The organism is Mesorhizobium sp. CNPSo 4670 (assembly GCF_057784235.1).
The window spans coordinates 41,217-67,205 of record NZ_JBWJFQ010000001.1; the positions used below are offsets into that span (position 1 = coordinate 41,217).

A 25,989-nucleotide genomic window follows, 5' to 3' on the forward strand; every position below is an offset into this window, starting at 1 on the left:
GCAAAGCCTGGTCAATTCATGGCGCGGCGTCCCAGCCGACTTCGCTAGCTGAGCTACCCGGCGGCTTGCGAGATGAGCTCGGCGATCTCGTGCGGGTGCGAGATCAGCGACAAATGGCTTGCCTTCACCTCGATGGTCTTTGCGTTCATGCGCTTTGCCATGAAGCGCTCGAGATCCGGATTGATCGTGCGGTCCTCGGTCGAGACCGCATACCAGCTTGGCTTCGAGCGCCAGGCCGCTTGCGTCGTCTTTCCGGTGAAGAGCTTGTCCGAGATCGGCCCCTGGACGGCATAGAGGATGCGCGCCTTCTCGTGGGCAATATCGCCGGCGAAATCCCGCAGGAAAGCCTCCTCGCTGAGCTTGCCATAGCCCTCGGACCAGACAAGGCCGGCGGAGGCAGGCGGCGCCGCAAAGGTCTTGGCGAGCGCCGTGTAGTCTTCGCCCGCGTCCGGAGCGCGCGCCGCGACATAGACGAGCGAGGAAACCTTCGGATCTATCCCTGCCTCGGTGATGATCATGCCGGCAAAGGAATGTCCGACAAGTATCGTCGGTCCATCCTGGAGCGCGATCGCGCGCCGCGTTGCCTCGACGCCCGCCTCCAGCGTGGTCAGCGGGTGCTGGACGACGGTTGCCCTGAAGCCGGCCTGCTGCAGGATGCCAACCACTTCCGACCAGCACGAACCATCCGCATAAGCGCCATGGACCAGCACGACATTGCGGGCCTTGGGGCCTGTCTGCGCTTGCGTCTTTCGGGAGCCGGCCAACAAGCCCGTCGCCACCCCGGCGACAAGTGCGGTGGAAAAAGTACGCCGATTTATCATAATCGTGGATTCCTTGGGCGGTTGGCAGATGGGGATCTAGTTTGTGCCGAAACTTCGGCCGAGACGAGCCGTAGGCGCTTTGCGCGGCGCTCACGTCCAATCTTCGCAGCCCACTGCGCCTTCGTTACAGCCGTCACCGCTTCGTGATCGCGTGTCACGGGGCTGCGTCCTTCAGGAATGCATTCTCCCCGCGACTATCCACAGGTTCGCCCGGCTATTTCGATGCGCGTGGCGGTGGCGTAGAATGACGCAATTCGACGGGTCTGCGGCCCACCGATGGCATGGAAACGAAGTGGAGAAACTTGATGCGGAACACGATGCTGGGCTTCGCCGCACTTGCCCTGGCCGCGTGCCAATCGGCTCCTGAAGCATCGCAATCACCCGCTCCCGACCCTGCGTTGAGCCCCGCTGCCATCGCTCCCCTATCCACCTTGGATCCCGCCGCTGCTGCTCCTGGTTCCGCGACAATGGATCAATCGACAACGATCACCCCGCCAGCGAAAGGCGTTCCGGCAAAGTACGCCGCATTCTCCGGCATGTGGGCTGGACGGTTGGAGGGGACGTCCGAAGCCAAAGTCGCTGTGCAGACGATTTCTCCGAGAGGCGATGTGACGGCCACCGTTGCCTGGGGCAATCTGGGCGACAACAGTCCGGGAGAGGCAGCCGGCGCTGGAAGAATTGCGGGGAATACATTGAAGCTCAAACGCCTCCCGAATGGCGCGGACGTCAGTCTTGTGATGCTGCCAGAAGGAACCTTAGCCGGCACCGTTGCGCTTGCCGGCCAGACCTACACCGGCCCGTTCATCAAGCAATGATCACAGAACCATCCAACCGGCCACATTGATTGCGCATCGCCTTCCGGTTCCTCGCGGACTGTTCAAGCGTTCCGATGGCCACCGTGAAGGGCGCAACAGACGCCATCGTCGTGTCACATGCCTTCTTCCCGCGGCTTGATGAGAGCGGCCCGGCATCCCTTCTGTTGGGATGAGCTAGGACACCGGGCCTAACCGACAGGATGCCTGTGAGGAACAATGCCGCCGGCTGGATAATTTATGCGCCTCCGCTAATGTAAAGTGAAGCCATCCGAACGAGGGAACGCAACGCTCTGGCGATGACCGACAAACCGGTGACGCGTTCGAGAAGCCTCGCTGGCCTACCGTTTTGACGACGAACGCCGAAGGCTTTTGATCTCGTCAGGGAGATCGGAGACAAGCTGCGGGCCGAAGAGATCACTGAAAATGGCCGGCGCCTGTTGGGCGGGGGGCCTGGTTGGGGTCAAGGCGCCGGCCAGGCGGAATGGATCCGCCACCCGACGAATCTAACAGACGGACCGCTGGCGCCTATGGTGTTATCGCGGAAGCAGGGCCGGACACGGTGGACCCCGCAATGGGATGCCGCCGACGCACGCATGGTGGTTTGGTGCCGGCCATCCCTGACACATGATTTCTCGACGGGAGGGGACCAGGCCTCGTATGCCGATACGCCCTAGCTTTCGATATATTCGTGCTCGAATCCAGCAAACTTCGTCAGGCCCGGTTGATCGAGCACGCGCACCTGGCCTTGGCGGAATTCGAGAAACTTGCGCTCGCGCAATTCCCGCAGCATTCGATTGACATGAATCGGAGTGAGGCCGAGAGCGTCCGCGAGATCGTACTGGGTGAGAGGGCATTCAAAGCTGTTTTGGGTAACAGAGCCGGTCCGTTCCAGGCGCGCCTTCAGTTCGAGGAAGAGGTGCGCTGTCCGCGCCAAAGCGCTGCGTCGTCCTACATTGGTGAGATGTTGAGCGATAACCGCTCCATTGTGCACGAGGGTTTCGAGAACAAGGGAGAAGAGATGAGGCGACTGCATGGCGGCAAGGGTAAATGTCTTGGTCGAAGCCACCAGCACCGTAAGTTCGGTTTGAGCCACGAACGTTTCAAGAGCGCTGCCCGAGTACGATTGAGGCAGGACGATATCGCCTCTCAGTGCAAAATCCAGGATCTGTCGCTGCCCGCCGGCGAGTTCATGGGATCTACAGCCCCAACCCGACTCGACTATGAACATGCGATCGCTGTCCTCGCCCTGATTGACGATGACCGTCTCCGCCAGATAGCGCTTCGGCGTGAATCCCAACGTCTTGATAAGCGCCGCATCGTCGTCGTTAAGTCCGACATACGATGGACGATTTTCATTCCCGCGCAAAAAAGGATGTGAAGCGTACGTCATCTATAGCCCCGCCCATTGCCCCAAAATACCTCCCTCTGATGGAATGTACATCAAATTTGATGTGATGAGTATCCGTTGATGGCAAACTATCGATCGGTGTTGCGACGGCGCTTTTCGATGAAAATGCGCAGGTTCCACCGGCTTGCCACCGGCACGCTTCGGAATTGGCACGTGGCGGCAGAACTAGGTTTTGTTTCTCTTGAAACTTTCCCGCATGGAGTCGACGATTTCGCTGGCAATGAGACAGCTGCGATTGTCGACCTGTTCGGCGGCATTTCGTAACGTCGTCGACGCGTCCTTCAGCAATCCCCTGATCTCTGCCGCGGACAACACCTCGGAGGATTCGAGTTCCAGCAGCACGGATTCACTCACGTGCAGCGCGGCAAGCGCCACCGCTCTCGGTCTGGTGGCGAGCAGTTTCAGAAGATCACCGCTGGGCCTGGAACGCGCTTTTTTTTTTGCCATAGTTGCGTCTCAACCGTTCGGACATGAAGGTTCATAGGCTCAAAATTACAACGCCTCGACGAGTTAGCCGCAACTCCAAGATCGGAAGAGGTCGCCCAATGCCTCTCTTTGAGGCATCCTGTAAGCATACTATCCCGGTTTGCAGCCACGACACAGAGGCATGGGATACCGAATTAGCCGTAGTTACCACCTCCCTACCACCTCTGGGCTACCGTGGTTACAAGCCGACGCAGGAGAAAGCATAGCTGGTCGTAGCCTCTTTGGATTGGCGTCGCTTTGGTTCGCCGCATACGACCACAATGGCACGAACATCGTATCCCAGGATCGGCGCATTAGCGGCGGCTGAGGATCTGCTTCAGACCTGTCTTGCCCACATCCAAAGCTGGAACCGGGAAAGGCTCGACCTGTCCGCCGGTCTTGTCCAGATACTGCATCAACGCCGTCACCAGATGGTAGAAGATGCTTGCCGGGACTTCCGTCGCCACTGACCTTCCGCGTTCGTCGATCCTGTCGACCCACAAGCCAAGCGGTGCGGGATCGATATGCCATCTGAACAGGCGCGCGACACGAGCTTCGATCTCCGGTTTCAGATCGGGCCCGCCAATGCCGTCAAGGGCTGCGGCTGCCTTGACGGCTTCGCATTGCGGCCAGCTGCGGGAAAACCGGTCGAGAGGCATTCCCTGCCGCGATACGGCTGCGTAGGCCAGACCTGTGGCTCGGTTCAATCCACTGGCGACCGCCGACGAATAGAGCTTCCTGGCGTAGGCGACCAGGTCTTTTTGCCCGCTCGCCCGCGCGAACTCGACAAGGAGCGAGGCCCATTCGAAATGATGCCCTGGTTCGGTCCACTGACCTTTGTCTCCCGGCAAGGGCAGCCAGTCGACGTCAAAATATTCCCCAAGCGTCCAGCTTTCCTGGTCGAAGAAATGGCATCGGAAGAGATCGATGACGCGTGCCGCCCGACGCAGATAGGCACGGTCGCCGGTGACACTGTGCCAGGCAAGAAAGGATTCCAGCATATGCATGTGCGGGTTCGAAAACCGTGCCCCGTTGGAGCCGGGGCTCTCGAGGAACCCGGTCAGACTGTCGTCCTCGAGATGGGTGTCGACGAAATGAAATGTCTGTTGTGCAAGCCGCAGGGCCTCCTGATGGCCGCACCGATGAGCATGTGCCAGCGCCAGCAGCACGCAGGAATGGTCGTAGGCGTCCTCGGTCGGGTCAGCCACGCTGCCGTTGGCATTAAGAGTGCGCACCCAGCCGCCACGGTCGGTGCGGCCGTATTTGGCGATGAAGTCAATACCGTGGTCGATGAGTTTGTCGGCCGGTCCAGTCCAGCCGCGTTCCTTGGCCACCGCGAACGCATAGATCTGGCGAGCCATCGTCCGCATGCGCTTGGGCTTGCCCAATGGCCTTGCATCGAAGCCGAGCGCCTCGTGGAAGCCGCCATATACATCGTCGACACCGGCAGTGGACCACAGCGGCAGGGTTTCTTCGAAGAGCCAGTGTTCGACGCGCTTGCGCCATGAGCCGCTGATGATGACCCGGTCTTCCGAGGCGGTGAATTTCGTTTCGAGGCGTCCGCTCTTCTCCAGCTGTTCGACGACTTTTTTCACGTGCTGGCTGTGGCTGACGGGGGCGACGAACACCGCGTCCGGCGTCGCCACTATCGCTACATCCTTCATTCCGACGACGGTCAGTAGCCTGCCCTGGCTTCTGAGGTAGGAGTTGCCGCAATCCATGGCGACGATGTCACCCATGACGACGTTGCCGTCACCGTCGGTCGGGCTGGCTTCCAGCAGCGATTGCCACGATCCAAGGTCGTTCCAGCGGAAGGAAGCCGTGACCATCGCGATGTCGCCCGCATGCTCCATGATCGCGTAGTCGATCGACGTCGAGGGGACAGCCAGATAGAAGCCCTGTGGCAGGTACAGACCCGAGACCTCGCTCCGCGCTGTCTTGTAGGCCCGTTCCGCAGTGTCCCAGATGTCCGGCTGGAAATCGAGAAAGGCCTGCCGCATGGCGTCGGCACGGAAAAGGAAGATGCCGGCGTTCCAGTAGAATCGTCCCGAAGCCAGGTATTGGCGTGCCGTCTCGGCGTCTGGCTTTTCGACAAAACGCGAAACCGAGGCTACTCGGTCACCATCTGCCGTGGCCTCGATGTAGCCATATCCGGTTTCGGGATGCGTCGGCTTGATGCCGAACACGATGATACTTCCTGCATCGGCGGCAGGCACGCCCGCCTCGACGGTTTCCCAGAATTGCGCTTCGGTCGATATCTGGTGGTCGGACGGGACCACCAGCACAAGCGCGTCGGCGCCATGTTCGGAGATCGTTTGCAGGGTGGCTATGGCGACCGCGGCGGCGGTATTGCGGCCGACCGGCTCGAAGATCGGTCTGCCGCCGTTCAGGCCGAGCGGAGCAATGTCCGAGATGACGCGGTCGGCATGCCGTTCGGACGCTATCAGGTAGATAGGCGTCTCACCGTCCGGCCGCGCCTTGAGGCGTCGAACAGTCTTCGCAAGCATGGAGCCGTCGCCCGAAAGGTCGTGGAATTGCTTGGGATTGTCTTCGCGCGAAAGCGGCCACAGCCGTGAGCCGACGCCCCCGCTCATGACGAAACTTACGATCCGGTCCGGCATGGTCCAATTCCTCTCAGCCACTACCCATCAGAATGTCTGGTTGTAGGCTCCGACCTCTGGATTGCGGCGCAGCACGGCATCGAGAGCCTCGAACATCTCGCGACGTCGTTCCGACGAGACGGGGCTTTCGACCACGACGACAATCTCCGGTTTGTTCGACGAAGCCCTGACCAGACCCCATGTGCCATCCTGGGCAACCACACGCACCCCATTCACGGTGACGAGATTGGCCAGCGGCTGGCCGGCGAACTCGATCCCGTCCCCCTTCATTTTTGTGAATTCCCCGACAACTTTTGCGACCACGCCGTATTTCACCTCGTCCGGGCAGTGGGGCGACATGGTCGGGGTGCCGAAGGTCAGCGGCAGATCGCGGTAAAGGTCGGCGAGTGTTTTGCCCAGGTTGCGGTCGAGCATCTCGCAGACGGCGATCGCGGTGAGGAGCCCGTCGTCGTAGCCGCGTCCGATTGGCGGGTTGAAGAAGAAATGCCCCGACTTCTCGAAACCAGCGATGGCATTGAGTTCGGCAACGCGCCTCTTGATGTAGGAGTGCCCGGTCTTCCAGTAATCCGTCCTTGCACCATTCTGTAGGAGGACGGGATCCGTCATGAAAAGGCCCGTCGACTTGACGTCCACGACGAAGACGGATTTCGGATGCAGGCCCGAGATGTCTCGCGCCAGCATGACGCCGACCTTGTCCGCGAAAATCTCGTTGCCTTCGTTGTCGACCACGCCGCAGCGGTCGCCGTCGCCGTCGAAGCCGAGCCCGACATCGGCACCCGTCTCCAGAACCTTGTCCCGGATCGCGTGCAGCATCTGCATGTCTTCGGGATTGGGGTTGTAATGCGGAAACGTGTGGTCGAGCTCAACGTCCAGCGGGATGACTTCGCAGCCGATGCCTTCCAGCACCTGCGGTGCAAAAGCGCCGGCGGTTCCGTTGCCGCAGGCCGCCACCACCTTCAGCTTTCGGCCGAGGTTCCTTCCGGCAGTCAGGTCTTCGATGTATCTCTCGCGAAATCCGGATACGAATTCATAGCTTCCCCCGCCTATGAGATCGAAATCGCCGTCCAGCACGAGCGCTTTCAAAGCGGTCATCTCATCGGGCCCGAATGTCAGGGGCCTCTGCGCTCCCATCTTCACGCCGGTCCAGCCGTTCTCGTTGTGGGAGGCCGTCACCATGGCCACCGACGGAGCGTCGAGCGCGAACTGGGCGAAATAGGCCGTGGGAGAAAGTGCCAGGCCGATGTCCTTGACGCGCGCGCCGGCCGCCATCAGGCCGGAGACCAGCGCCATCTTGATCGCCATGGAATAGCTGCGGAAATCATGGCCAGTGACGATGTCCGGGCCAACACCCATTCGGCGGATCAGGGTGCCGAGCCCCATGCCGATCGCCTGCACGCCCATCAGATTGAGTTCGGGTTCTTTGTCCGAGCCTGGCTGCCCGAACCACCAGCGCGCGTCGTATTCCCGGAAGCCAGTGGCTTTGACCAGGGCACTGGTTTCGAAGGCGAACGTGTTTGGCCTGGCTTGGCCGACTATGGTCACGGTCACGGTTTCCGCTCTGCAGTTACAGGCGAATAGTCGTAGCACGGTGCCGGACGCAGCCCCCTTCATGAATTCGAGTAGCCCTAACGCGCTGGTTTGCACCCCCTCATCCAATAGGAGCATGACCGCCGATGGCCGAAAGGATGTCTCGTCCAGGCAATGGGGTCTTGTATTCTATAAGGTGCGTCCTGCTCGGGCGCTGACGAGAAAGGTGGGCTGCGAGATGCCGCTGACCGCATTCATGTACCCGTTCCGCGAGGATGTCGACGAAAGGCGGTTCGCTCGCCTGGCTCGGCTTCTCGAGCTCATTCAAGTGGAAATCGAAAGGGAATCCGCGGCACTGCGTCCGTCCGTGGAAAGGATGACGGACTGCGCCGCGTTCGCTTTGGAGGCCATGGAAAATGGCGAGAGCCCCGAACGCATATCCGCGCGGATCGATTCCCTCGCGCGCGACCTGGCACTCAGCCGCGGACGGCAGGCCTTGCTGGAAAAGCAGTTGTCCTTTGTCGACAGGACGAGAGCAGGGCTGCCGGGCATTCTCCCTTCCCATAGGGCGTAGGTCCCTACGCCAATTGGCGACGTTTAACCTTCCCTGACGCAGGCGTAATCTTTTCGCGGCAGTCTGGGATCGAGGGGCCTCAGCTTTCAATGAAAACATCGGCTGAATGTCATCGACCGCCTGCATGGGGACCGCCTGCATGGGGACGGCGTGCATGGGGACGGCGCGCGCGCAGGATTTCCCGCACGCCTGCAGGAGAATTTGAATGAACCGTATGTTTCCCAATCAATGGCCTCCGGCAGCGGACCAGCAGACTTCCGTCGGCCAGGAGTTTATTGGCCTCTCCGACATAACCGAATTTCTGCGGCACTACGTTGGAACCATCATCGCCTGCCTTGCTGCGGCTCTCTTGGTGGCCGGGTTCTACAATTCGACCACCGACCCAACTTTCATCGCCAGCGCGCAGATTCTGATCGAGCCGAAATTGCCACAACACCTGCAGGAGGGTGGCGAAGTAGATCTGTCGTTGGACACCGCCCAGGTGGAAAGCCAGATAGCAGTGATGCAGTCCGAAAAGATCGCCGCGATGGTCCTCGACCAGTTGAAACTCGTCGACGACCCCCAGTTCAACCGTCCGCAGACTCCGACTTTGCGGGAGAGATTCAAGAAGATAGGATCAGTCCTGCTCGATGCTTCCGGGCTCAGGAAAAGCGCCTCGTTGACGTCGCTTGCCGAGCATTTCGGCCAAGGCGTGCCTGAAACACCCGTGACGCTGACCGATTACCAGAAGTCCCGGCGCAGCATGTTGATTTTCCGCAACGGCCTCGACGTGCGCAGAGTCGGCGTTTCCTACGCGATAGACATATCCTTCACCTCTCTCGATGCCGAAGGTGCAGCCAAGGTTGCGAACGCCACGGCCGATGCCTTCGTGCGTGAGCAGATCGAAACCAAGGCCGACGCGGCAAGGGAAGGCGGCGCGTGGCTCGAGATGCGCCTTAAACAACTGCGCACCCAGATGAACGAGGCCATGGCGAAGGCGCAAGAGTTCCGGTCACGGCACGATTACAGCGTCGGCAGTGAAGCCACGGACGAAGGTGGGGCGAACGCTGTGCCGACGCTCGAAGAACTCGAGGTGACTGCTGAAACCTACCAGAAGATGTACGAGAGCTTCCTCCAGGCCTACACCAACTCGGTAAGCCAACAGTCGTACCCGGTCGCCGACGCAAGGGTGATCACAGCTGCGACGGCGCCGCTCTATCCGAGCACTCCAAGGCCGAAGCTGATGCTGGCCTTCGCGGCGGTTGCCGGGCTCATTTTCGGCATCGGACTTTCGTTTGTGAGGCATACGTTCGACTGGACCATCAGGTCAGCACGACTCATCCGGGACAATTTGGGTGTCGAATGCGTCGGAGAGCTGCCGCCCACCACCAGGAGAAGGGAATCCGGCCACCTCGACGAAGTCGCAAGATATCCGCACTCCCGATACAGCCACAGTCTCAGGAAAGCGCGAACCGAAATCAGCCTTGCGGAAACCAGCCGCCCGATCAAGCTGCTTGGGCTGACGGCTGTATCCAACGACAGTTCGAAGAGTTCGGTCGCCAGCAATCTTGCCACGCTGTATTCGATGTCCGGCCTGAAGACGTTGGTAATTGACGCCGACATCAGGCGACCGACACTGACCACGCGGCTGCTCGGCCCGTCGGGCGCCCTCGACAAACCGTGCCAGGACCCTGTCCGGCTTAACATAGTCCGCGCTCCTGGGCGGCCGTTCGACTTGCTTCCAAGTTCGGTGGTGGACGCCAGGCATCTGCTGGCACCAAGCAACATGGAGGCGTTCCTCCTGGATCTGACCGCTCGCGACCTTGCCGCCTACGAACTTGCCGCCTACGACATCGTCATCCTGGACCTGCCGACGCTTGCCTCGGGAGCCGACGAACTGATTGTCGGATCCGTCCTGGATGGCGTCGTCGTCGTTGCCCAGTGGGGCAAGACACACGTCCAAACGTTGCGGGAACTCGTCAGGACGCTGCAGGCCAGCAGGACGCCCATCCTGGGCGTGCTCCTGACGAAGGCCCGCGCGATGAAGTCCAAGCCCCGCATGAAACTGGTGGCGAGACATCCCTCCCTCGGAAGTCGCAAAAGCGTGTAGGGGGATCATTCCTTGGGATTAGGGGGTAGCCTTGGAACGTCACGCTACCTCCTTTGCCTTTCTTGCCGACAAGCCCCGACCTTGGAAGAGTGACCGGAACAATTCGAACAGCAATCGTCCCATGTCAACAAACACCTTCGAGTCGCACCAGGGAACACCGATCTGGGTTCAGCCACCTCTTCCCGTGGCGGCTGACAGCCGAACGGCAGTCCTGCACGTTGTTCCTGCGCCCGACCACAACAGTGCCGGGGCAGTATTGACAGACCTGTCGCCCGCCATCAGGACGGGGACGACGAACCCTCCCATCGGAGGTCTCCTGAAGCGGATCATGGATCTGGTCATAGCGGGCACGGCGCTTATCATGGCAGCGCCTGTGATGATCGTCGTTGCCCTGCTGATCAGGATGACGGCAGGAGGCCCGGCAGTGTTCTCGCACAGCCGTATCGGGTTCGGCGGAAAGCCGTTCGATTGCTATAAGTTCCGCTCGATGGTCGCCAATTCGGAAGAAGTTCTGAAAGCATATCTCGAAGCCAACCCTGATGTCTGCAAGGAGTGGGAAGAGACCCACAAGATCAGGAACGACCCCCGCGTCACGCTGCTTGGGTGGATGCTGCGCAAGTCGAGCCTCGACGAACTCCCCCAGCTCTTCAACATCATCCGTGGCGACATGAGCTGCGTAGGCCCAAGGCCCATCGTAAAGGACGAACTCATACGCTACGGCGACCACCTGGGGGAATACCTTCGGACAAGGCCGGGACTCACCGGTCTCTGGCAGGTGAGCGGAAGAAGCAGCATGGACTACGCCAACCGCGTGGCGCTCGACAGCCAGTATGTGCGGAACTGGTCGATCTGGCTCGACATCGTGATCTTGTTCAGGACGATTTTCGCAGTGATGCGCTTCGACAGGGCTGCCTGAAGTCCCGACCGCTCACCCTTCCGTCCGCTTCCAGTGGACGGACAGCGACAGGCCGACGATGTAGGCGCAAGCCAATGCGAATGCCAGGATCAGGAATTTGGTGACGGTCACATGGCCGGGCAACCCAAGGCCATTCCAGGCAAAGCTTCCGATCACAAGCAGCGCAGTAGCCGCGATCAGGGCGGGAGCCTTGAACCGCAGTCCCAACAGAACGCCCCCCGCCGATACAGCCACGACACTCATGAGCACCGAAATCTCCAGTGATACCCGCAGGACTGATCGCCTCACTGCGGCAGGGAAGGTTTCGTCAGCGTGTGCTCACTGATATGCGGCCTCAAAGTGCATGGCAAGTGCCAGGGTATTGTGCAGATGATCCGGGTAAGCATCACCCCCAGTTTTCTTGCGCCCTTGTTTTCTTGCACCCTTGCGTTCTTCGCGCTTCCAGGCGGCTTCCAGGCGCAATTTCAGCTTCCGAAGCCCACGCCAATGGGTGCGGCGAGTCGTGAACCTCCCTGAACCATGCAAGGTTGATCAGTTGGTGCCCTGAATCGGGAGCGTCTCTGCCTGCACGCTGCCGCCTGCAGGGAGGGCAGCCAAGCCGGATGGGGGCGGGGGGATATCGATCTTCACGGTATCGCCCGGCTCGATCGGCGTGGTTTCCTCAGCCGTGAGTTCTTGCGAGCCGCTGTCCGTCATCCTCACGATCTTGAAGATCGGCTTGGCCCTTTCGCCGCGCTCTCTAAGGGCGAGCAGAGCAGGTGCCGTGACCTCGGTATCGTGCAGCAACTGCACCGCGGTGTTGGCCTTGCTTGTGACTTCATTGAGCTGCAGCTGCGTCTCGCGCAAGGAAGCGGCGACTTCGCTGGCTTGGCTATTGGCGAGGTTGAGGATCTCGATGTCGGTCTTGCTTATCTCCTGCCTGACTCGCAAAAGCGAGGTCTCGGCAACCAACCTGTCGCTCTGCATCTGTGCGACCGTTCCCTGTAGAGACAGTTCCCGCGGTGCAACCGCCAACCCCTTCTGGACAAGGGCCGAAACACCCGCGAGTTCCTTCTGGATAAGTTCGATCTGTTGGTCGTGGAAGGCCATCTGCTGGCCGAGCGAGGTCAGTTCCTTTTCGAGGAAATCCTTGAGTTCGCGGAGCGCACGGAGTTGCGTCGCCATAGCGTCCTTGCGGACAGCGAAGATCTTGCGCTCCTGCTCCATCGCAACCGCGACCGTCTCGTTCGAAGCTCTGTCCATCAGTTGCGCAGGGAAGGCGATGTCGTCGCTGCCAGCCAGTTCCGATTCCAGCCGCGCTTTGCGGGCGAGCAGACTGACGTTGCTCAGCGCCAACAGACCCACGTCGCCCTGGCCCGCGATGACTTCACGCTCGAGCCTCGACATGTCCTCCTCGCGAGTTCGCAGGCCGCCGGCGATTCCCATCGCCTGCAAGACCGTCAGTCCGGGTCTGAAGGGAAACTCGCCGGGCTGCGTGACGTAGCCGACGATGTAGAACGGCCTGTACTGGACAATCTCGACGGCGACATCCGGCTGGCGGCCGAGTCCCATCTGCTGCATCAGGCGGTCGCCGATCGCACGGGCGAGGTCGCCGGGGGCGGTGCCTTGCGCCCGTATCTGACCGACAAATGGAAGGAAGAGCGTGCCGTCGGCACCGACAACGAAGCTGTCGTTGAGAGCCGTCCATTCGAAGATCACGTCGCGTGAGGCGCGCCATTCGTAAACCTTGAGCCTGACCTTGTCCTGGGGTCCGAGGAGATACTCGGCAGCCATCGTCGGCAAGGGACAGGCAGCTGCTGCCGCCAATGAAGCCGCCGCCACCGTCAAAAGCCATTTCCGCATTGTCTTTCCCGCCGTCAGATTTTCAGGATGTATTCGGGTTCGATTCGTCCCATGGCGATGTGCAGGATCGCCAGCATATTGCCCCTGAGCCTGCCCCTGCGATCGATATATGGCTCGGGCCGCAGGCTCTTTGCGAGGTTTGCCGCAATATTCCTGAACATCAGGGGAAGCGCGAAAGAGGCCGGAACGGAGCCCTTCCTGATCAGGTAGATCGCATTCGCAACCTGGGAATAGCCGAACCGCTTTCCGCTGACCCGGCCTGACTTGATACCGAGGTGGACGCCCGTGATTGCAGTGACGCAGACCACGCGACCTTTGGATCTCATTTGGCTGGTGAAGTCGATGTCTTCCTGCCAGCCGTACAGGACCAGGCGCTCGTCGAAGCGCAAATCTCCCACAAACGAGGACCGGAAGGACATGTTGCATCCGTACGCACCGACATGGTCGACCACCTGTGGTCCATCATGTTTTTTGCCCCGGGTTTCCCGCAAGGCGGCTTCGGCATCTTCCCAGGTGAGGCCGGCATTCGTGGCGCCGTCCCTGACGACCATGCCCATCACCACCGCCCATCCGTCATTTTCCACGAAAGCTTTCTCGACCTGCTCCAGGTATTCGGTGGACGGAACGAAATCGTCGTCGAAGAATGTGATGATGTCGAAGCGCGCCAGGGAAGGTACGAGAGCCGTGTTCCGCTGGGCAGACGATCCCATCGGTCCGAAAACGAGCGACAAGGGGAAAGGACAATCTTCCGGCAGTTCGACATGCGTGGCGTCGGGCGCCGACACGATGACCTCGTCGGGAAGTCTCGTCTGGTCACCCAAATACCGAAGCAGGCGCGCGACCTGTCCGCGGCGGCCAAGGGTCGGGATGATCACTGCGAGTCTCATGCTCGATCCAGTTTCGGTTCCCGCCGAACCTAGACCGACGAGGGGACCGAAACAGCCTGCATAAAAGGTGACGGAACGAGCTTGGCCTACCCCCGGACACAGGCTTTCGGAGTATCCATGTAAACGACCCACAGCCATAAGTATTAGATAGGCATGCGTCCGGAACAACCTGTAACCGATCGTACAACTTGCCGGGGCAACAAGATGGAATGGAGACTGCTGGCCTGACGAGGCTAGGGGGAACCATGCTCCACGAACGCTCTTCCGATTTGGCGGTCGCGGCCAAGGTCGATGTGCCCATCGAGGAGTTCCCGGCCGCGCCGGGGCCTGCCGTCGACAGGTATGCGAAGATAGCGGTCGTTCATGACTGGTGTCCGAATTTCCGGGGAGGGGAACGGGTTCTGGCGCAAATCTGCAAGCAGTTCCCCAATGCCGAAGTCTTCACGCTTTTCGATTTCCTGCCGCCCGAGGTGAAGGAGCAATATTTCCACGACGTGGAATTCCATACGTCCGCGGCCAACCGGATCCCGATGGTCCAGAAATTCTATAGATCACTCTTCTTCTTTTGTCCCTTCCTGATCGAACAGTTCGACGTGACAGGCTACGATGCGGTGATCTCGTCTTCGGCTGCATTTTCGCGCGGCGTGATCACCAGGCCGGACCAGCCGCATCTATGCTATGTGCACAGCCCCGTCCGCTACGCCTGGGACGAGCAGTTTTCCTATCTTCAGCAAGGGCGGCTTGGCTTCGGGCCCAAGGGAATGCTCTATCGGTACATGCTCCATCGCCTGAGGACGTGGGACACGAGAACCGCGCACGGTCCGGACCTGATGCTGGCGAATTCGAATTATGTCCGCTCCCGAATCCAGCATATTTACGGGCGCGAGGCGCGCGTCGTGTTCCCGCCGGTCTCACTCGGAGAACTGCCCTGTGTGGAGGACAAGGACGACTACTATGTCTCGGCGTCCTTCCTCGCCCCTTACAAGCGCACCGACCTCGTCATCCGGGCCTTCAACGAGATGCCGTCGCGGCGACTGGTCATCGTTGGCGAAGGGCAGCAATCGGCCAGCTTGCGGGCGCTTGCCGGTCCCAACATCACCTTCTCGGGTTACCTGCCGCGGAAAGACTATGTGGACACCCTGGCACGGGCGAAGGCGATGGTCTTTGCGGGCTGCGAGGATTTCGGCATAGCGCTGGCCGAGGCCCAGGCCTGCGGGACGCCGCTGGTTGCCTTCGGCCGCGGCGGGGCCGTCGACATCGTACAGCGCCTGGGATCATCCCCCGAGCCGACAGGGGTCCTTTTCAAGGCTCAGACCGTCGATCACCTCAAGGAGGCCGTCGAACGGTTCGAAGAGAACAGCTATGCCATCACGCCCCGCGCTTGCGCCAAGAATGCCGGACGTTTCTCCGAGGAGAATTTCGACCGCGCGATCCTGGAATCACTCGGGGCCGTCCAGGCACTTTACGAGATCATGTGAATTCGCGAGCCCTGACGATCTTCGCTTCCGCATCGACGCCGTCCGCGGCCGCCATCGCCTCGAGATAACGCAAGGCCGTCGCCCTCCAACTGTATGCCGAGGCCCTCGCCCTTCCCCTGCCTATCATCTGCAGTCGCAAGGCCTGGGAACCGCGAAGCTGCGCGAAGCTGTCGAACCATGCGTTCGGGTCGTCGGGAGGTGCAAACAGGGCTGCGCCGCCGCAGACTTCAGGCAGGCTGGCGCGGTCCGAAACCACCACGGGGCAGCCGACGGCCATCGCCTCGAGGGCCGGGAGACCGAACCCCTCGGTGAGCGAGGGGAAAGCCAGGCATAGCGAGTCCCTGAGCAGGGCCGCCAATTCGCCATCGGAAACGCGGCCGAGCCAATGGATGTTTCGAGCTTCGGTCCTGGCCGACCCTGACCTGAAGACGCGCGAATCCGACATGCCGACGATCGCTATTCTGAGTCCGGCCTCGCCAAGACGACCAGCCATGTTCAGGAGGAGATCCACATTCTTGTGGGGTGCGGCACTGCCGATCAGGACAACGGTTTCCCGCGAGGCCGCCAGCCGTGTCTGTGCCGAGTGTTCAGGCTTCCATCGCAAGGCATGCTCATGGCCGTTCGGCGCGACGAAAGCCCGTTCTGCCGGGATGACGCCGCGGCGAACCAGTTCATCCAGGGAATAATTGGAAACGGTCGAAATTCCGCACGCCGTCTTGCCGAGGCCGGGCAACAGGTTCCTGTAGAGAAGCTTGAAGGCAAGGGAGTAGCTCTGCGGGGCGTTCCAGACATTTGCATCATGGATGCAGACGATATGCTTGCGGGAAAGCAGCGGCCCGGTGTTGCAGAGGCTGAGCAATCCGCCGCCATCGAGGGATGAGGGGAGTTGCACCTGCTCCCAGACATGCCCGCTCGTGCGGCCGATCTCGCGACGTTCGATGAGAGCCAGGGGGATGTCCCCGGACCCGGGCGGACAGTGCAGACTGAGTTCTAGGCCGCGGGCGAGGGGCTCCTGTTCCGCGATCAAGGCGTCGAGAGAGTGGACGACCTCGCGGGCATAACGCTGCACACCTGTTGTCGGCTGGGAAAGAAACCGCCCATTGATGGTCCAACGCCGCGCCATGTCGTCCCCCTTTGAAACCTTCAATGTGGAGCCGCAAAGACGCCAGGTCACCATGGCCATCGGGTCATCCGGCTAAGCGGCAATCATCCGGATAGGCGAGGTCGGACAGCGTGCCTACCTCAAACGTTTGAGGGCCTTGGTGCCCCCGGGGATGCTAGTCTGGCCCAAGGTGCGGGAAGGACCGGGGAAGGGGGACATGGGCAAACTCGAGTTCGACACGACGGAGTCGCCGCCACCAAGACGGGCCAGACGGGTGAATGGACACCGAGCCGACACACCCCTGGCCAGATCTGCTGCCGACGGCGCCGAATTCCTGATCGGGCATTCGGCTGGGGTGTGCGTCGACCCTGAAGCGCCGAGACGACGCTGGACGATAAACGGAGACTTCACGACGCTTCGGCCGACTGGAGTGGCCCGTTACGCCCGCGAGGTCACCTTGGCTCTCGACGCCCTCATTTCGGAAGGGCATCCCCTCGGTCGCGACCTGGAAATCGATCTCGTGGTGCCGCGCCCGCTTTCCGAACCTCTCCACCTCGATGCCATTTCCGTGCGTGTCGTTCCCGAATTCAACAGGCCGCGACTTCCCCAATTCTGGGTGCAGGCGCAGTTGCCCTGGCATGTGCCCGGAGGATTGCTGAGCTTCTGCAACCTCGCTCCGGTCGTGCTGAGGCGCCAGATCGCGTGCATCCACGACATGCACACCAGGCTCATGCCGTCGAGCTACGCGCGGGGGTTCCGGTGGGCGCACCGCCTGATCCTGCCGGCACTCGGCAGGCGGGCCGCCCGCATCACCACGGTCTCGCAACTCTCGCGCAGCCATCTGGTCGATTTCGGGATCGCGCCACAGCAAAACATCGTCGTCACCTACAACGGCAGCGACCATGCGAAGAGATGGGATGCAGCGAGATCGTCTCTGGTCGTCGACCGGGACAGGCCGTATGTCCTTTGCCTTGGCAGGCGGGACCAGGAATACAAGAACATGGGGCTTCTCGCCAGGCTGGCCCCACTCCTCGACGGGATGGGTCTCGACCTCTGGATGCCAGGCGATGTCGACGAGACCACGGTCCTGAGGTACGTCCCGGAAATGCCCGGAAACATCGTCCTCCCTGGCCGCATAGGGGATGACGACTTCAAGAAGGCGCTCGAAGGCGCCCTGTGCTTCCTGTTCCCGTCACGGATCGAGGGCTTCGGGCTGCCCGCTGTCGAGGCGATGGCTTCCGGCTGCCCGGTCGTAGCCTCGACCTCGCCGTGTCTTCCCGAAATCTGCGGGGATTCGGCCCTCTATGCCGATCCCGACGACGTCCAGTCATGGGCCGAAGCCATCCGCCTGCTGATGCTTACCCCAGACTTGCGGCAGCGGCTGGTTAGCAAGGGGCACGCGAGGGCAAGCAGTTATTCCTGGCGGTGGATAGCGTGGAAATACCTCGAACTGATGGTTCAGGTCGACGCCGATTTCGGGGAGTACGGAAGTTGACCGGCAGCCAGTACAAGGATTGATCTCCAGGAGAGCACGATGAACGAGCGGCCCGACCCGCACGACCTACGCGCCGCGAGCAGGCGGGCATCCGCCAACATGCTGCTTTTCGACAACTCCCTGTCGATCCTGAACAGGACCGGCGCCTACCACATTGCCAAGGACCTCACCGGGGAATTTGTCCCGGGCCAGGCCAAAGTCCGCTACTGGCGGCTGGGTTCCTTCGCTCCCGAGGGTCTTGTCCGCAAGATAGTCGCCCGGCTGATGATGCTGGAAATCAACTGGCTCCGCGACAGCGAGTTTCTCCTGATCCGTGACGGGGTCGAAGAGCGTGGCTTCCGGCTGTTTCTGGATCCGCTCTACGTCCTGAGGTCACGCCTGACCGAGAATGATATCGTCCTGTGCCACGATGTCGGTCCGCTGACGCACAAAGACCTCTACGGCGAACGGACTTGCGCCAACTACCACCTCGCTTACGAGAAGATCCGGCGCATCAAGCCCGGGGTCGTCTTCGTCAGCAATTTCTCTGCCAAGCAATTCGAGTCTCTTTTTGGCTCTGGTTTCCGGTTCCTGACGACAATCCCGCTGTATCTGCGCACCGAACTGTTTGACGGCCCTGCGGAAGTAATCTCCGGCTTGAGCAGTCGGTATTTTCTTACCGTGGGCGCGTTCGAAACCCGCAAGAACCAGATCGCCGCCCTGAAGGCGTATCGGGACGGTGGGTTCCATCGTGAGGGAATAGAATACGTCTTGTGTGGGTCGCGTGGCGATGGTCATGCAGAGACCGCGGAACTGGCGGGATCCATCGCCGGAGTAAGGCTCATGGGCTACGTGCCCGATGCACAGCTGCGCTGGCTCTATGCAAACGCCGAGGCATTCGTGCTGCCGAGCCTTCTCGAGGGTTTCGGGATGCCGGCACTGGAGGCGGCTTACATGGGATTGCTGCCGATAGTGTCCGCGGACAGTGCGCTCGTCGAGGCGGTGGGAGGCCAATGCTTGCAGGTGCCGCCGAACGATCCGGCGGCGATCGCAGACGCGATGCGAAAAGCGCTTTCCCGAAGCCCTGCGGAGAAGGCGGAAACAAGCCGCTCGCTGCGCAACACGGCGTCAGCTGCAACCAAGGATCGGTTTCTCCAGCAATGGAGGGATTTGCTGGTCGCAGACGCAGCCAGACGTGCAGGTTTGCGCAAACTGCAGGCAACAAAGCCCATTGGCTGAAATGCGCGGCGAGCCCGTTACCGTGCACGCGCTCGCACTGTGCTGGCGGTGTCCCGCAGCGGTCAGGTCAACTGGCTTTTCGGCGCAGATCAGCCTCATAAGGTGCGCCGCAGGACAAGGCTTCGATTGCCGGACGCCGGCAACCCGCAGGCACTGACACACCCAAAAAGAGGTGTTCTTCAGCCCATAGGTTGAGGCGAAGAAACGGACCGGTGGTTCTATAGTGCACTGCACTCACGCACTCACTCACTTGAAAGCTACGGGTTCTTATGCAGTCCCAAAAAACGCAAACTGAAACCGTGCTTGAGCCTCAGCTCCGATCGCATCGATGGATCAATGGCTACGACCACGCGCATGCAGTGCCACGCACCAAGCGAATTCGGATTGGCTTGATAGGGCAGTTTGGCGTCGGCAACTTCGGCAATGACGGCTCACTCGAGGCAATGATCGACACGCTCAGGCGGATTTGCCCCGAGGCCGAGCTTTCCGTGATTTGCACATGGCCCGAATCCGTCGAGAAGGCCTTCGGCGTGGAGACCATCAGATTGACGCGGCCAGCTATCAAGTCGCGTTGGCTCGACTTGGCGAACCGCATGCTCGGTCGAGTGCCCTACAAGATGTGGGGACCGATCCGCGCCTTCCTCAAACTTCGTGGCTTTGATGCTGTCATTCTGCCCGGAACTGGCGCGTTCGATGATTTTGGCGACACTCCGTTTGGAATGCCCTACGTTTTCCTTAAGTGGTTCCTGATGGCGCGGCTAAGGGGCTGTGTCGTCGCATTTGCGAGCATCGGCGCCGGGCCCGCCTACCACCCCCTGAGTCGCGTGTTCTTCGCCTGGACTGCCCGTTGCGCGTCATATCGTTCGTTTCGCGATAGGATTTCACGCGAATTCGTCGGGAGCCTCGGAGTTGATGTTGCGAACGACCGGGTTTTTCCCGATCTTGCTTTCGGACTACCAATCCTGAACGTCGAGCGTGAGGTCTCTAAGACCACTGTTGTTGGCGTGGGCGTGATGAATTACCGCGGTCGCACGGGTGGAAATGACTCAATCTATCAGACGTACATTGCCAAGCTCGCGGAGTTTGTCGCACGCACTGTGACACGAGGCTTCGACATTCGACTTATCCTAGGCCAGGACAATGACGAGGTTGCGGTAGTCGATCTCATCGAGCGACTCCGCGGCCGGCTTTCCGACGCGGATTTGGCCCGGGTCGTTTTCAGTCGGTCTGCATCGCTCCACGACGTCATGGCGCAAATGCAGACTACTGAGGTCGTGGTCGCCACCCGATTTCACAATGTTGTTTGCGCCCTGCGGGTCGGGCTCCCTGTCATATCTCTCGGATACCTCGAAAAGCACGACGCACTTGCTGCCGACACCGGTCTATCGGCCTTTTGCACCAGCGTCGAAACCTTCAGCGTCGAATGGCTGGAGTCGCGGCTGGACGCACTCTTTGCCGAGCGGGAATTGCGAGCGCAGGAAGTTCGCGAAACGGTTTCGCGATATCGGCAACAACTTTTGGACCAGGAGGTTCTTCTTCGAACACAAGTTTTCGCCCATGCCGTGTCGCGCCCGATCTTGTCTTGAAGCTGAGTGCGGCGGGCATGTGCGACGCAAGAATCCGTGAAAGCGACACCGAAGGTCGGATCGCCGTCTTGGTGAAACAGATGAGCAGATGCTCCCACGTCCAACAAATTCGCAAAGGTTGATCAATGCCACTAATCGACGTTGTGATTCCAAATTACTGCTACGGGCGCTACTTGCCTCAGTCCGTCCAGAGCATCGTGCGCCAGCAAGTAGAAGACATCAGGATTCTGATCGTTGACAATGCGTCAACCGACGACAGTGTCGATGTTGCAAATGAACTGGCAAGCCGTGACAGGCGGATAACGGTTATCGCACGGGAAAAAAATCTCGGGTTGCACGCATCCTGCAATGAGGGCATCGATTGGGCCATCTCGAAGTACTTTGTGATACTTTGTGCCGACGATCTGCTCGTCGAGGGTTGTTTTAACCGTGCCCTGTCGGTTCTTGAGCGAGAACCCGATGTATCCTTTGCGTGTGGAGGCGAACTGGTTTGGCATGAGGACCGGCCCTTCCCGGCAGTGGAGAATTCAGACGCACATGACTGGCGATTTCTGTCCATGGAATCCTTCGCCCTGGAGCGGTCGCTTCCCAGCAAAGTGTTGTTTGGAGGCGGCGCAGCGGTGATGAGAACCGCCGACCTCAAACGGGTTGGCCATTTCAGGCCGGAGATATCGTTCAGCGAGGACTTGGAAATGTTCTTGCGGCTCTCATTGGGCCGGAGGGCCGCGCTGACAAAGGCGATTCATGGAATACGGCGGGTGCACGGCGCGAATCTATCCGCCATATTCTGGCAGGACTTCAAGCGGGACATGATCGAGAAGAAACTCACCTTCGATAGTTTTTTCTCGCACGAGGCAGCCTCCGTGCCCGGGGTGGAACGGTTGCGCAGGGGCGTTTACCGAAATCTCGGAAAGCGCGCATACTGGTCCGGCCTTTCACACATCGCGCGCGGTGAGCGAGCAGCTGGCCTTGATCTGCTTAAATTTGCGGCTCAGCTCTCGCCAAGCTTGGCCTACATTCCGCCTGTAGACTATCTGGCCCATATGCCCAATCCGCTAGGCCACATCCGTACGCGCCTGGCGGAGGCCTGGAGCCGGCATTGAGAAACGATGTGACCGGCCATGTGGCTGCCATCACGATGGTTCAGCCTCGGATCGGATGCCGACCGCGTAGAGGATAACGCATGACCGAAAAGCGCATCGGGGTCGTTTATCTGACCGACGGCAAGCGTGATGACCTGACTTATGCCAGCGCGGTGGCGTTGGGATTAAATCATGCACGGGGGATAGACATCCACATCGTCCAATCGGGGTTCAACTCGGCCCCCCCGCCGACGGTGCTCAGGATCCTCCAGGCGAAGGGTCATCGGCTGGCGACCCACAGCCTTGCGAAGGTCGATCGGGGTTTACCCGGTCATGGCCACATAACATCGACTGCCTATGAAAAAACCGCAGCGATCGCCACCGTTTCGGGCGATCACGATGTCGTCTGTTATCTCGACAATGATACGCTGGCCGTGCGGCCTCTTGACCTGGCAGCTGTCGCCCCGACGACGCGACCTCTCGCCGCCGTGCCCGACCTTTCCATCTGCACAGGTCTCGACAACCGCGCATTCTTTGAGAATTGCGACAAGCATGGCCTCGAACGGCGTTACTTCAATTCCGGCTTTATGGCCATCAATGTGTCTCGATGGATTGGGTCGGGAATTCCCGAACGGTTCTCTTCCGCTCTAAAGTCGCACGCGTACTTCTGTCCCTATTGGGACGGCTCATGCACCCATATCGACCAATGCGCCTTCAACATCGCCGCCCATGGTGCATGGGAGACGCTTCCCGTGGAATTCAACGTGCAGAAGTCGGCATTCCAGACCAGCTATTGGGATCGGGCGTTGATCCGCCACTATACGGGGCCGGAGAAGTTCCTGCCGGCGGTGGCACATCGCATCGACAGCCAGGAACGGTCTATCCTAGGCCGCATATCTTGCAACTGCGGGGAACTCGGCCTGAATATTCCTCCTGCGTATCTGGGGTTAACCTACAAGGTCAACAGATTGCGCAGGAGAGCGTATCGGATCAGAATTTCGAGGCTCATTGGACAGCTTCCGGGGCCTTCCATCTGAGCAGACCTCCCGTCGACTTACCGCGAGTTGATGGCGCGGGATCTCGGATAAGTTTCGGTATCAACCTACCGAAACCCGTGCCCGCCGGAGTCCCGGGAAAATCTTGATGATCTCATCGAGCAGGGGATGCCGGGTGATGATCAATCCAGCCGACCATCCCCCGAACGCCAACAGGCCCGCCGCAATGGCTTCCATATTGGAGAGCTCGAAGCCGGAACCGGAAAGGCCCACGGCTGCGAGGGGAGGCACCGCGCTCGCAAAGGCAACGACCGCACTTTTGCCTAGCGCTGCGGCGATCTCCATGCGTCCAAGTCCCAGGCTGCGCCGGACGAAGCTCAGGGCAATATATGCCTGGAAGGGAACGGTCACTAGCATACACCAGGCGGCTGCCTGCAATCCGCCGAAGACAATGGCTGCGGAGAGGAGAATGCCCGAAATTGGGAAGGCGATCAGCGCGCGGATGAACAAGTCGCGGATCGCTCCCATCGCAACCATTACGGGGTAATTGAGTTCGAAACTGAAGGAGAAAAGCAACCCGATTGCGACGATTTGCACGAGCGGCGCGACCTCGGTCCACTGGTGACCCAGCACGATGTTCACGGTCGGGTACGCCAAAACCGACAGCACGAGGAGCGCCGGCCAGTGGAGCGCGGTGATGAGGGAAAGGGCGGATAGATAGGGACGTTTCAAATCCCTGCCTTGCCTGACCTCGGCCGAGAAGGCGGGCAGCACGACCGCCATGGCGCCTCCGATAACCAGCTTGTCGGGTATCTGCCCGATCCAGAGCGTCCTGCTGAACAAGGCTGCAGCATTCGGCGATATGAAGCGGCCGAGCAGGAGTAGGGGCAGCGCGTCAAAGATGCGGAAAAGAATGGCGATGGCGCCGTTGTATCCGCCGAACAAAACCATTCCTCGCCAGTTGGCGAGGGACGGTTTGAACATCCAGAAATGGGGCCATAGGGCGAAGGCGAGGCCTGCGGCAAGACCGCTGCCGATCAACCACGCCCAGACGAAACTCATGTAGCTGAAGCCCGCCAATGCCAGAATGATCGTGGCCGCGGAATTCGTCACCGCTCCCACTATGTCGATGGCCGCAACCTTGCCGAAGGACATTTCCCTCCGCAGCAGAGCGGTTATCAGCGTTAGAGAGGTATCGAGAAAGAGACAGGCCGCGACAACCCTGAAGTAGGGGATGAGGGTCGGCTCGCTGTAGAACGAGGCCAGGAGAGGGGAAACGACGACGAGAGCGACGGCGATGACCCCGGTGAGGATGAACATTACCGTGGAGGCGCCGCGGATATCTTCACGGCTGAGTTCCTCGCGCTGGATGAGAAAGCTCGCACTGGAGAACTCCCTTAGGGACAGGGCCATCGCCATGATGGCCATGGCGATCACCGACACCCCGATCTCCTTGGGCGTCAATATCCGGGAAATCAAAGCTGCTGTGGCAAAATTCGTCACGAGCAGCACGTAGCGTTCGCCCACGCTCATCAGGAGTGCGCGTTTCACCGAAAGCATGCGTGTACCTTCCCGACCGAGGCGACCCGACGCCTGCGTCCCGAGGGATAGTCGGACAAACCCAGTTGAAAGTCATGGCGTCCAATAGGCGAGGAATACAGCCGCCTAAAGCGGTAGCGCAAACCCAAGTGCTCCGTCTGCCCCTGGGCCGGCCCGCCGGCGGCTGAAGTCGTCGGGGCGGTCGGTTGGCGGAATATTTGCCGAACGAGCAAGCAGGGATCATTCGTCGGACGTAGGAGGGCCACGTCGGAGGGATGCCTTGTATTAAGGCCGGTTAGACGTAGGGTCAGTGACCCCTCTTTGCCCCCTCTTTCTCACAGGACCGGATGGGATGGACCAGCAGGATCGCGAACTGTATGGACTGCAGATACTGCGTGCGATCGCAGCCTCGGGCGTCGTCATTCGCCACACCCTCGACATGTCCGATGGATCGGCAGCTGGGCGGTTCAGTCCGGCTTGGATGACGACCTTCGGTGCGGCAGGCGTAGATCTTTTCTTCGTAATTAGCGGTTTCATCATGGTGTATGTGAGCTTTCCGCCCGGTCGGGCTGCGGATACACCTGGGCGTTTCATGATCAAACGGGCAAGAAGAATATTTCCGCTGTATTGGATCTGCAGCGCTGGGATACTGGCGATATCGTTGGTTGGGTTTTTGAAGGACAAAAACATAGGCGAGTTTTCAATATTTAATTCCATATTTTTGCTTCCAGGAGATAAATTAATATTTGTTGCATGGACGCTTTCGTATGAGATGTATTTTTATGTTGCCTTCGCGATATGCCTAATTTTCGGGAAACTTATCCAAACGTCCATCTCGACAGTTTTACTTATGATCTGCGGAATTGTGTTGGGGCGTTGGATTCAGGATTCGAGTTTTTCTGAATTTATCTCTAGCCCTATCGTGCTTGAGTTTTGCTTCGGTATTGCCATAGCGCTATTGTTTATCTCAAGAAGTAAATGGGAATATCCGCCGGCACTCGGCGCGCTCGGGTTTTTCTTGATAATTGTTTCTCCAGTCTTCGTTAGCCATCCCGGCGATACAGCCATATTGCGAGTCATCGCATGGGGCCTTCCAGCAACTTTGATAGTGGGGGCCTTCCTAAAGACTAAGCGACCGCGATCGAAGGCCGGCCGGGGAATGATCCTGCTTGGGGATGCATCTTATGCCATCTACCTAACTCACATCTTTGTCATGCTGGGGTATGGTTGGCTAATCAAGGCGACATTCGTTGGGGGAGTATCGCAGGTTTCCTTCGCTCCTATGATCATATGCTTGTGCCTTATTGTCGGTGTTCTGACGCACCTGTTTGTGGAAAAGCCAATTCTGGAGCTGCTACGGAAGGCCGCAATCCTTCAGCGGAGGCCGCCGCCCCTGGAGGCTGGCATTCTGCCAAGGTAATCCAACCGGCGGCCGTCCATTGACGACGCGGGCCGAAGGAGCAGTCTCCGAAAGGGGTAGTGCAAGTACTCTGTTCACCCGTATGAGCAAATTGCTTCCCCCGATCACA

General features: G+C 60.0%; 22 protein-coding genes. 11 read left to right on the forward strand and 11 right to left on the reverse strand.

Annotated features, from left to right (window positions below; all coding sequences use genetic code 11):
* Positions 1 to 53: 53 nt before the first annotated feature.
* The gene (locus AC0ZT5_RS00170; RefSeq protein ID WP_488495258.1) at positions 54 to 824 is read right to left on the reverse strand and encodes an alpha/beta fold hydrolase; all 771 of its coding nucleotides are present in this window, start codon (positions 822 to 824) and stop codon (positions 54 to 56) included.
* Positions 825 to 1,126: 302 nt separating this feature from the next.
* Between AC0ZT5_RS00170 and AC0ZT5_RS00175 the strand changes: the two genes are divergently transcribed.
* Positions 1,127 to 1,636, forward strand: coding sequence for a hypothetical protein (locus AC0ZT5_RS00175; RefSeq protein ID WP_488494774.1), 510 nt, complete (start codon positions 1,127 to 1,129; stop codon positions 1,634 to 1,636).
* A 670-nt stretch (positions 1,637 to 2,306) separates the two neighbouring features.
* Here AC0ZT5_RS00175 and AC0ZT5_RS00180 read toward each other — a convergent pair.
* The 4 genes from AC0ZT5_RS00180 to AC0ZT5_RS00195 form a co-directional block, all read right to left on the reverse strand.
* Positions 2,307 to 3,026, reverse strand: coding sequence for a Crp/Fnr family transcriptional regulator (locus AC0ZT5_RS00180; RefSeq protein ID WP_477289915.1), 720 nt, complete (start codon positions 3,024 to 3,026; stop codon positions 2,307 to 2,309).
* A 183-nt stretch (positions 3,027 to 3,209) separates the two neighbouring features.
* Positions 3,210 to 3,491: a hypothetical protein gene (locus AC0ZT5_RS00185; protein ID WP_184871726.1), complete on the reverse strand. Its 282-nt coding sequence runs from the start codon at positions 3,489 to 3,491 to the stop codon at positions 3,210 to 3,212.
* Positions 3,492 to 3,823: 332 nt separating this feature from the next.
* The gene (locus tag AC0ZT5_RS00190; RefSeq protein ID WP_488494775.1) at positions 3,824 to 6,130 is read right to left on the reverse strand and encodes an AGE family epimerase/isomerase; all 2,307 of its coding nucleotides are present in this window, start codon (positions 6,128 to 6,130) and stop codon (positions 3,824 to 3,826) included.
* A gap of 27 nt (positions 6,131 to 6,157) precedes the next feature.
* On the reverse strand, positions 6,158 to 7,678 hold the full coding sequence (locus tag AC0ZT5_RS00195; protein WP_477289917.1) for a phosphomannomutase/phosphoglucomutase: 1,521 nt from the start codon (positions 7,676 to 7,678) through the stop codon (positions 6,158 to 6,160).
* A 217-nt stretch (positions 7,679 to 7,895) separates the two neighbouring features.
* On the opposite strand from AC0ZT5_RS00195, the gene AC0ZT5_RS00200 reads away from it, so the two are divergent.
* The 3 genes from AC0ZT5_RS00200 (at position 7,896) to AC0ZT5_RS00210 (ending at position 11,236) form a co-directional block, all read left to right on the forward strand.
* Positions 7,896 to 8,231, forward strand: a complete 336-nt coding sequence (locus AC0ZT5_RS00200; protein WP_477289918.1) for a hypothetical protein — start codon at positions 7,896 to 7,898, stop codon at positions 8,229 to 8,231.
* A 205-nt stretch (positions 8,232 to 8,436) separates the two neighbouring features.
* Positions 8,437 to 10,320, forward strand: a complete 1,884-nt coding sequence (locus tag AC0ZT5_RS00205) for a GumC family protein (RefSeq protein WP_488494776.1) — start codon at positions 8,437 to 8,439, stop codon at positions 10,318 to 10,320.
* A 121-nt stretch (positions 10,321 to 10,441) separates the two neighbouring features.
* Complete coding sequence (locus AC0ZT5_RS00210; RefSeq protein WP_477289920.1) at positions 10,442 to 11,236, forward strand: sugar transferase; 795 nt, start codon at positions 10,442 to 10,444, stop codon at positions 11,234 to 11,236.
* Between the two features lie 12 nt (positions 11,237 to 11,248).
* Here the strand turns inward: AC0ZT5_RS00210 and AC0ZT5_RS00215 are convergent, their stop codons facing one another.
* The 4 genes from AC0ZT5_RS00215 to AC0ZT5_RS00230 form a co-directional block, all read right to left on the reverse strand.
* The gene (locus AC0ZT5_RS00215; RefSeq protein WP_488494777.1) at positions 11,249 to 11,479 is read right to left on the reverse strand and encodes a hypothetical protein; all 231 of its coding nucleotides are present in this window, start codon (positions 11,477 to 11,479) and stop codon (positions 11,249 to 11,251) included.
* A gap of 75 nt (positions 11,480 to 11,554) precedes the next feature.
* Positions 11,555 to 11,698: a hypothetical protein gene (locus tag AC0ZT5_RS00220; protein WP_488494778.1), complete on the reverse strand. Its 144-nt coding sequence runs from the start codon at positions 11,696 to 11,698 to the stop codon at positions 11,555 to 11,557.
* A 69-nt stretch (positions 11,699 to 11,767) separates the two neighbouring features.
* Positions 11,768 to 13,078: a polysaccharide biosynthesis/export family protein gene (locus AC0ZT5_RS00225; RefSeq protein ID WP_095080625.1), complete on the reverse strand. Its 1,311-nt coding sequence runs from the start codon at positions 13,076 to 13,078 to the stop codon at positions 11,768 to 11,770.
* Between the two features lie 14 nt (positions 13,079 to 13,092).
* On the reverse strand, positions 13,093 to 13,965 hold the full coding sequence (locus AC0ZT5_RS00230) for a glycosyltransferase family 2 protein (protein ID WP_488495259.1): 873 nt from the start codon (positions 13,963 to 13,965) through the stop codon (positions 13,093 to 13,095).
* Positions 13,966 to 14,210: 245 nt separating this feature from the next.
* Here AC0ZT5_RS00230 and AC0ZT5_RS00235 point away from each other — a divergent pair, with 245 nt between their 5' ends.
* A complete protein-coding gene (locus tag AC0ZT5_RS00235) occupies positions 14,211 to 15,443 on the forward strand; it encodes a glycosyltransferase (protein ID WP_488494779.1) in 1,233 nt (410 codons plus the stop codon).
* On the opposite strand, the gene AC0ZT5_RS00240 is transcribed toward AC0ZT5_RS00235, so the two are convergent.
* Positions 15,436 to 16,566, reverse strand: a complete 1,131-nt coding sequence (locus AC0ZT5_RS00240; protein ID WP_488494780.1) for a glycosyltransferase family 4 protein — start codon at positions 16,564 to 16,566, stop codon at positions 15,436 to 15,438. The genes AC0ZT5_RS00235 and AC0ZT5_RS00240 overlap by 8 nt on opposite strands.
* Positions 16,567 to 16,762: 196 nt before the next feature.
* Here AC0ZT5_RS00240 and AC0ZT5_RS00245 point away from each other — a divergent pair, with 196 nt between their 5' ends.
* From AC0ZT5_RS00245 to AC0ZT5_RS00265, 5 genes are all read left to right on the forward strand, one after another.
* Entirely contained in the window at positions 16,763 to 18,040 is a 1,278-nt protein-coding gene (locus AC0ZT5_RS00245) for a glycosyltransferase family 4 protein (protein ID WP_488494781.1), read from the forward strand.
* 39 nt (positions 18,041 to 18,079) lie between these two features.
* Entirely contained in the window at positions 18,080 to 19,258 is a 1,179-nt protein-coding gene (locus tag AC0ZT5_RS00250; protein ID WP_488494782.1) for a glycosyltransferase, read from the forward strand.
* A 269-nt stretch (positions 19,259 to 19,527) separates the two neighbouring features.
* Positions 19,528 to 20,844, forward strand: coding sequence for a polysaccharide pyruvyl transferase family protein (locus tag AC0ZT5_RS00255; RefSeq protein WP_488494783.1), 1,317 nt, complete (start codon positions 19,528 to 19,530; stop codon positions 20,842 to 20,844).
* 125 nt (positions 20,845 to 20,969) lie between these two features.
* The gene (locus AC0ZT5_RS00260; protein ID WP_477289927.1) at positions 20,970 to 21,947 is read left to right on the forward strand and encodes a glycosyltransferase family 2 protein; all 978 of its coding nucleotides are present in this window, start codon (positions 20,970 to 20,972) and stop codon (positions 21,945 to 21,947) included.
* 80 nt (positions 21,948 to 22,027) lie between these two features.
* Complete coding sequence (locus tag AC0ZT5_RS00265; protein ID WP_488494784.1) at positions 22,028 to 22,963, forward strand: glycosyltransferase family 8 protein; 936 nt, start codon at positions 22,028 to 22,030, stop codon at positions 22,961 to 22,963.
* Between the two features lie 60 nt (positions 22,964 to 23,023).
* Here AC0ZT5_RS00265 and AC0ZT5_RS00270 read toward each other — a convergent pair whose 3' ends face one another.
* The gene (locus tag AC0ZT5_RS00270; protein ID WP_488494785.1) at positions 23,024 to 24,481 is read right to left on the reverse strand and encodes an oligosaccharide flippase family protein; all 1,458 of its coding nucleotides are present in this window, start codon (positions 24,479 to 24,481) and stop codon (positions 23,024 to 23,026) included.
* Between the two features lie 331 nt (positions 24,482 to 24,812).
* Between AC0ZT5_RS00270 and AC0ZT5_RS00275 the strand changes: the two genes are divergently transcribed.
* Positions 24,813 to 25,880 carry an acyltransferase family protein gene (locus AC0ZT5_RS00275; protein WP_488494786.1) on the forward strand — a complete coding sequence of 356 codons (1,068 nt, stop codon included), beginning with the start codon at positions 24,813 to 24,815 and terminating at the stop codon, positions 25,878 to 25,880.
* The last annotated feature ends 109 nt before the right edge of the window (positions 25,881 to 25,989 follow it).

Excerpts from the sequence above, each read along its gene's own strand:
- AC0ZT5_RS00210 (WP_477289920.1), top strand. The coding sequence starts at position 10,442 with ATGTCAACAAACACCTTCGAGTCGCACCAGGGAACACCGATCTGGGTT.
- AC0ZT5_RS00175 (WP_488494774.1), top strand. The coding sequence starts at position 1,127 with ATGCGGAACACGATGCTGGGCTTCGCCGCACTTGCCCTGGCCGCGTGC.
- AC0ZT5_RS00260 (WP_477289927.1), top strand. The coding sequence starts at position 20,970 with ATGCCACTAATCGACGTTGTGATTCCAAATTACTGCTACGGGCGCTAC.
- AC0ZT5_RS00240 (WP_488494780.1), bottom strand. The coding sequence starts at position 16,566 with ATGGCGCGGCGTTGGACCATCAATGGGCGGTTTCTTTCCCAGCCGACA.
- AC0ZT5_RS00190 (WP_488494775.1), bottom strand. The coding sequence starts at position 6,130 with ATGCCGGACCGGATCGTAAGTTTCGTCATGAGCGGGGGCGTCGGCTCA.
- AC0ZT5_RS00215 (WP_488494777.1), bottom strand. The coding sequence starts at position 11,479 with ATGAGTGTCGTGGCTGTATCGGCGGGGGGCGTTCTGTTGGGACTGCGG.
- AC0ZT5_RS00225 (WP_095080625.1), bottom strand. The coding sequence starts at position 13,078 with ATGCGGAAATGGCTTTTGACGGTGGCGGCGGCTTCATTGGCGGCAGCA.
- AC0ZT5_RS00265 (WP_488494784.1), top strand. The coding sequence starts at position 22,028 with ATGACCGAAAAGCGCATCGGGGTCGTTTATCTGACCGACGGCAAGCGT.
- AC0ZT5_RS00185 (WP_184871726.1), bottom strand. The coding sequence starts at position 3,491 with ATGGCAAAAAAAAAAGCGCGTTCCAGGCCCAGCGGTGATCTTCTGAAA.
- AC0ZT5_RS00180 (WP_477289915.1), bottom strand. The coding sequence starts at position 3,026 with ATGACGTACGCTTCACATCCTTTTTTGCGCGGGAATGAAAATCGTCCA.
- AC0ZT5_RS00235 (WP_488494779.1), top strand. The coding sequence starts at position 14,211 with ATGCTCCACGAACGCTCTTCCGATTTGGCGGTCGCGGCCAAGGTCGAT.
- AC0ZT5_RS00275 (WP_488494786.1), top strand. The coding sequence starts at position 24,813 with ATGGACCAGCAGGATCGCGAACTGTATGGACTGCAGATACTGCGTGCG.
- AC0ZT5_RS00230 (WP_488495259.1), bottom strand. The coding sequence starts at position 13,965 with ATGAGACTCGCAGTGATCATCCCGACCCTTGGCCGCCGCGGACAGGTC.
- AC0ZT5_RS00250 (WP_488494782.1), top strand. The coding sequence starts at position 18,080 with ATGAACGAGCGGCCCGACCCGCACGACCTACGCGCCGCGAGCAGGCGG.
- AC0ZT5_RS00255 (WP_488494783.1), top strand. The coding sequence starts at position 19,528 with ATGCAGTCCCAAAAAACGCAAACTGAAACCGTGCTTGAGCCTCAGCTC.
- AC0ZT5_RS00205 (WP_488494776.1), top strand. The coding sequence starts at position 8,437 with ATGAACCGTATGTTTCCCAATCAATGGCCTCCGGCAGCGGACCAGCAG.
- AC0ZT5_RS00245 (WP_488494781.1), top strand. The coding sequence starts at position 16,763 with ATGGGCAAACTCGAGTTCGACACGACGGAGTCGCCGCCACCAAGACGG.
- AC0ZT5_RS00270 (WP_488494785.1), bottom strand. The coding sequence starts at position 24,481 with ATGCTTTCGGTGAAACGCGCACTCCTGATGAGCGTGGGCGAACGCTAC.
- AC0ZT5_RS00200 (WP_477289918.1), top strand. The coding sequence starts at position 7,896 with ATGCCGCTGACCGCATTCATGTACCCGTTCCGCGAGGATGTCGACGAA.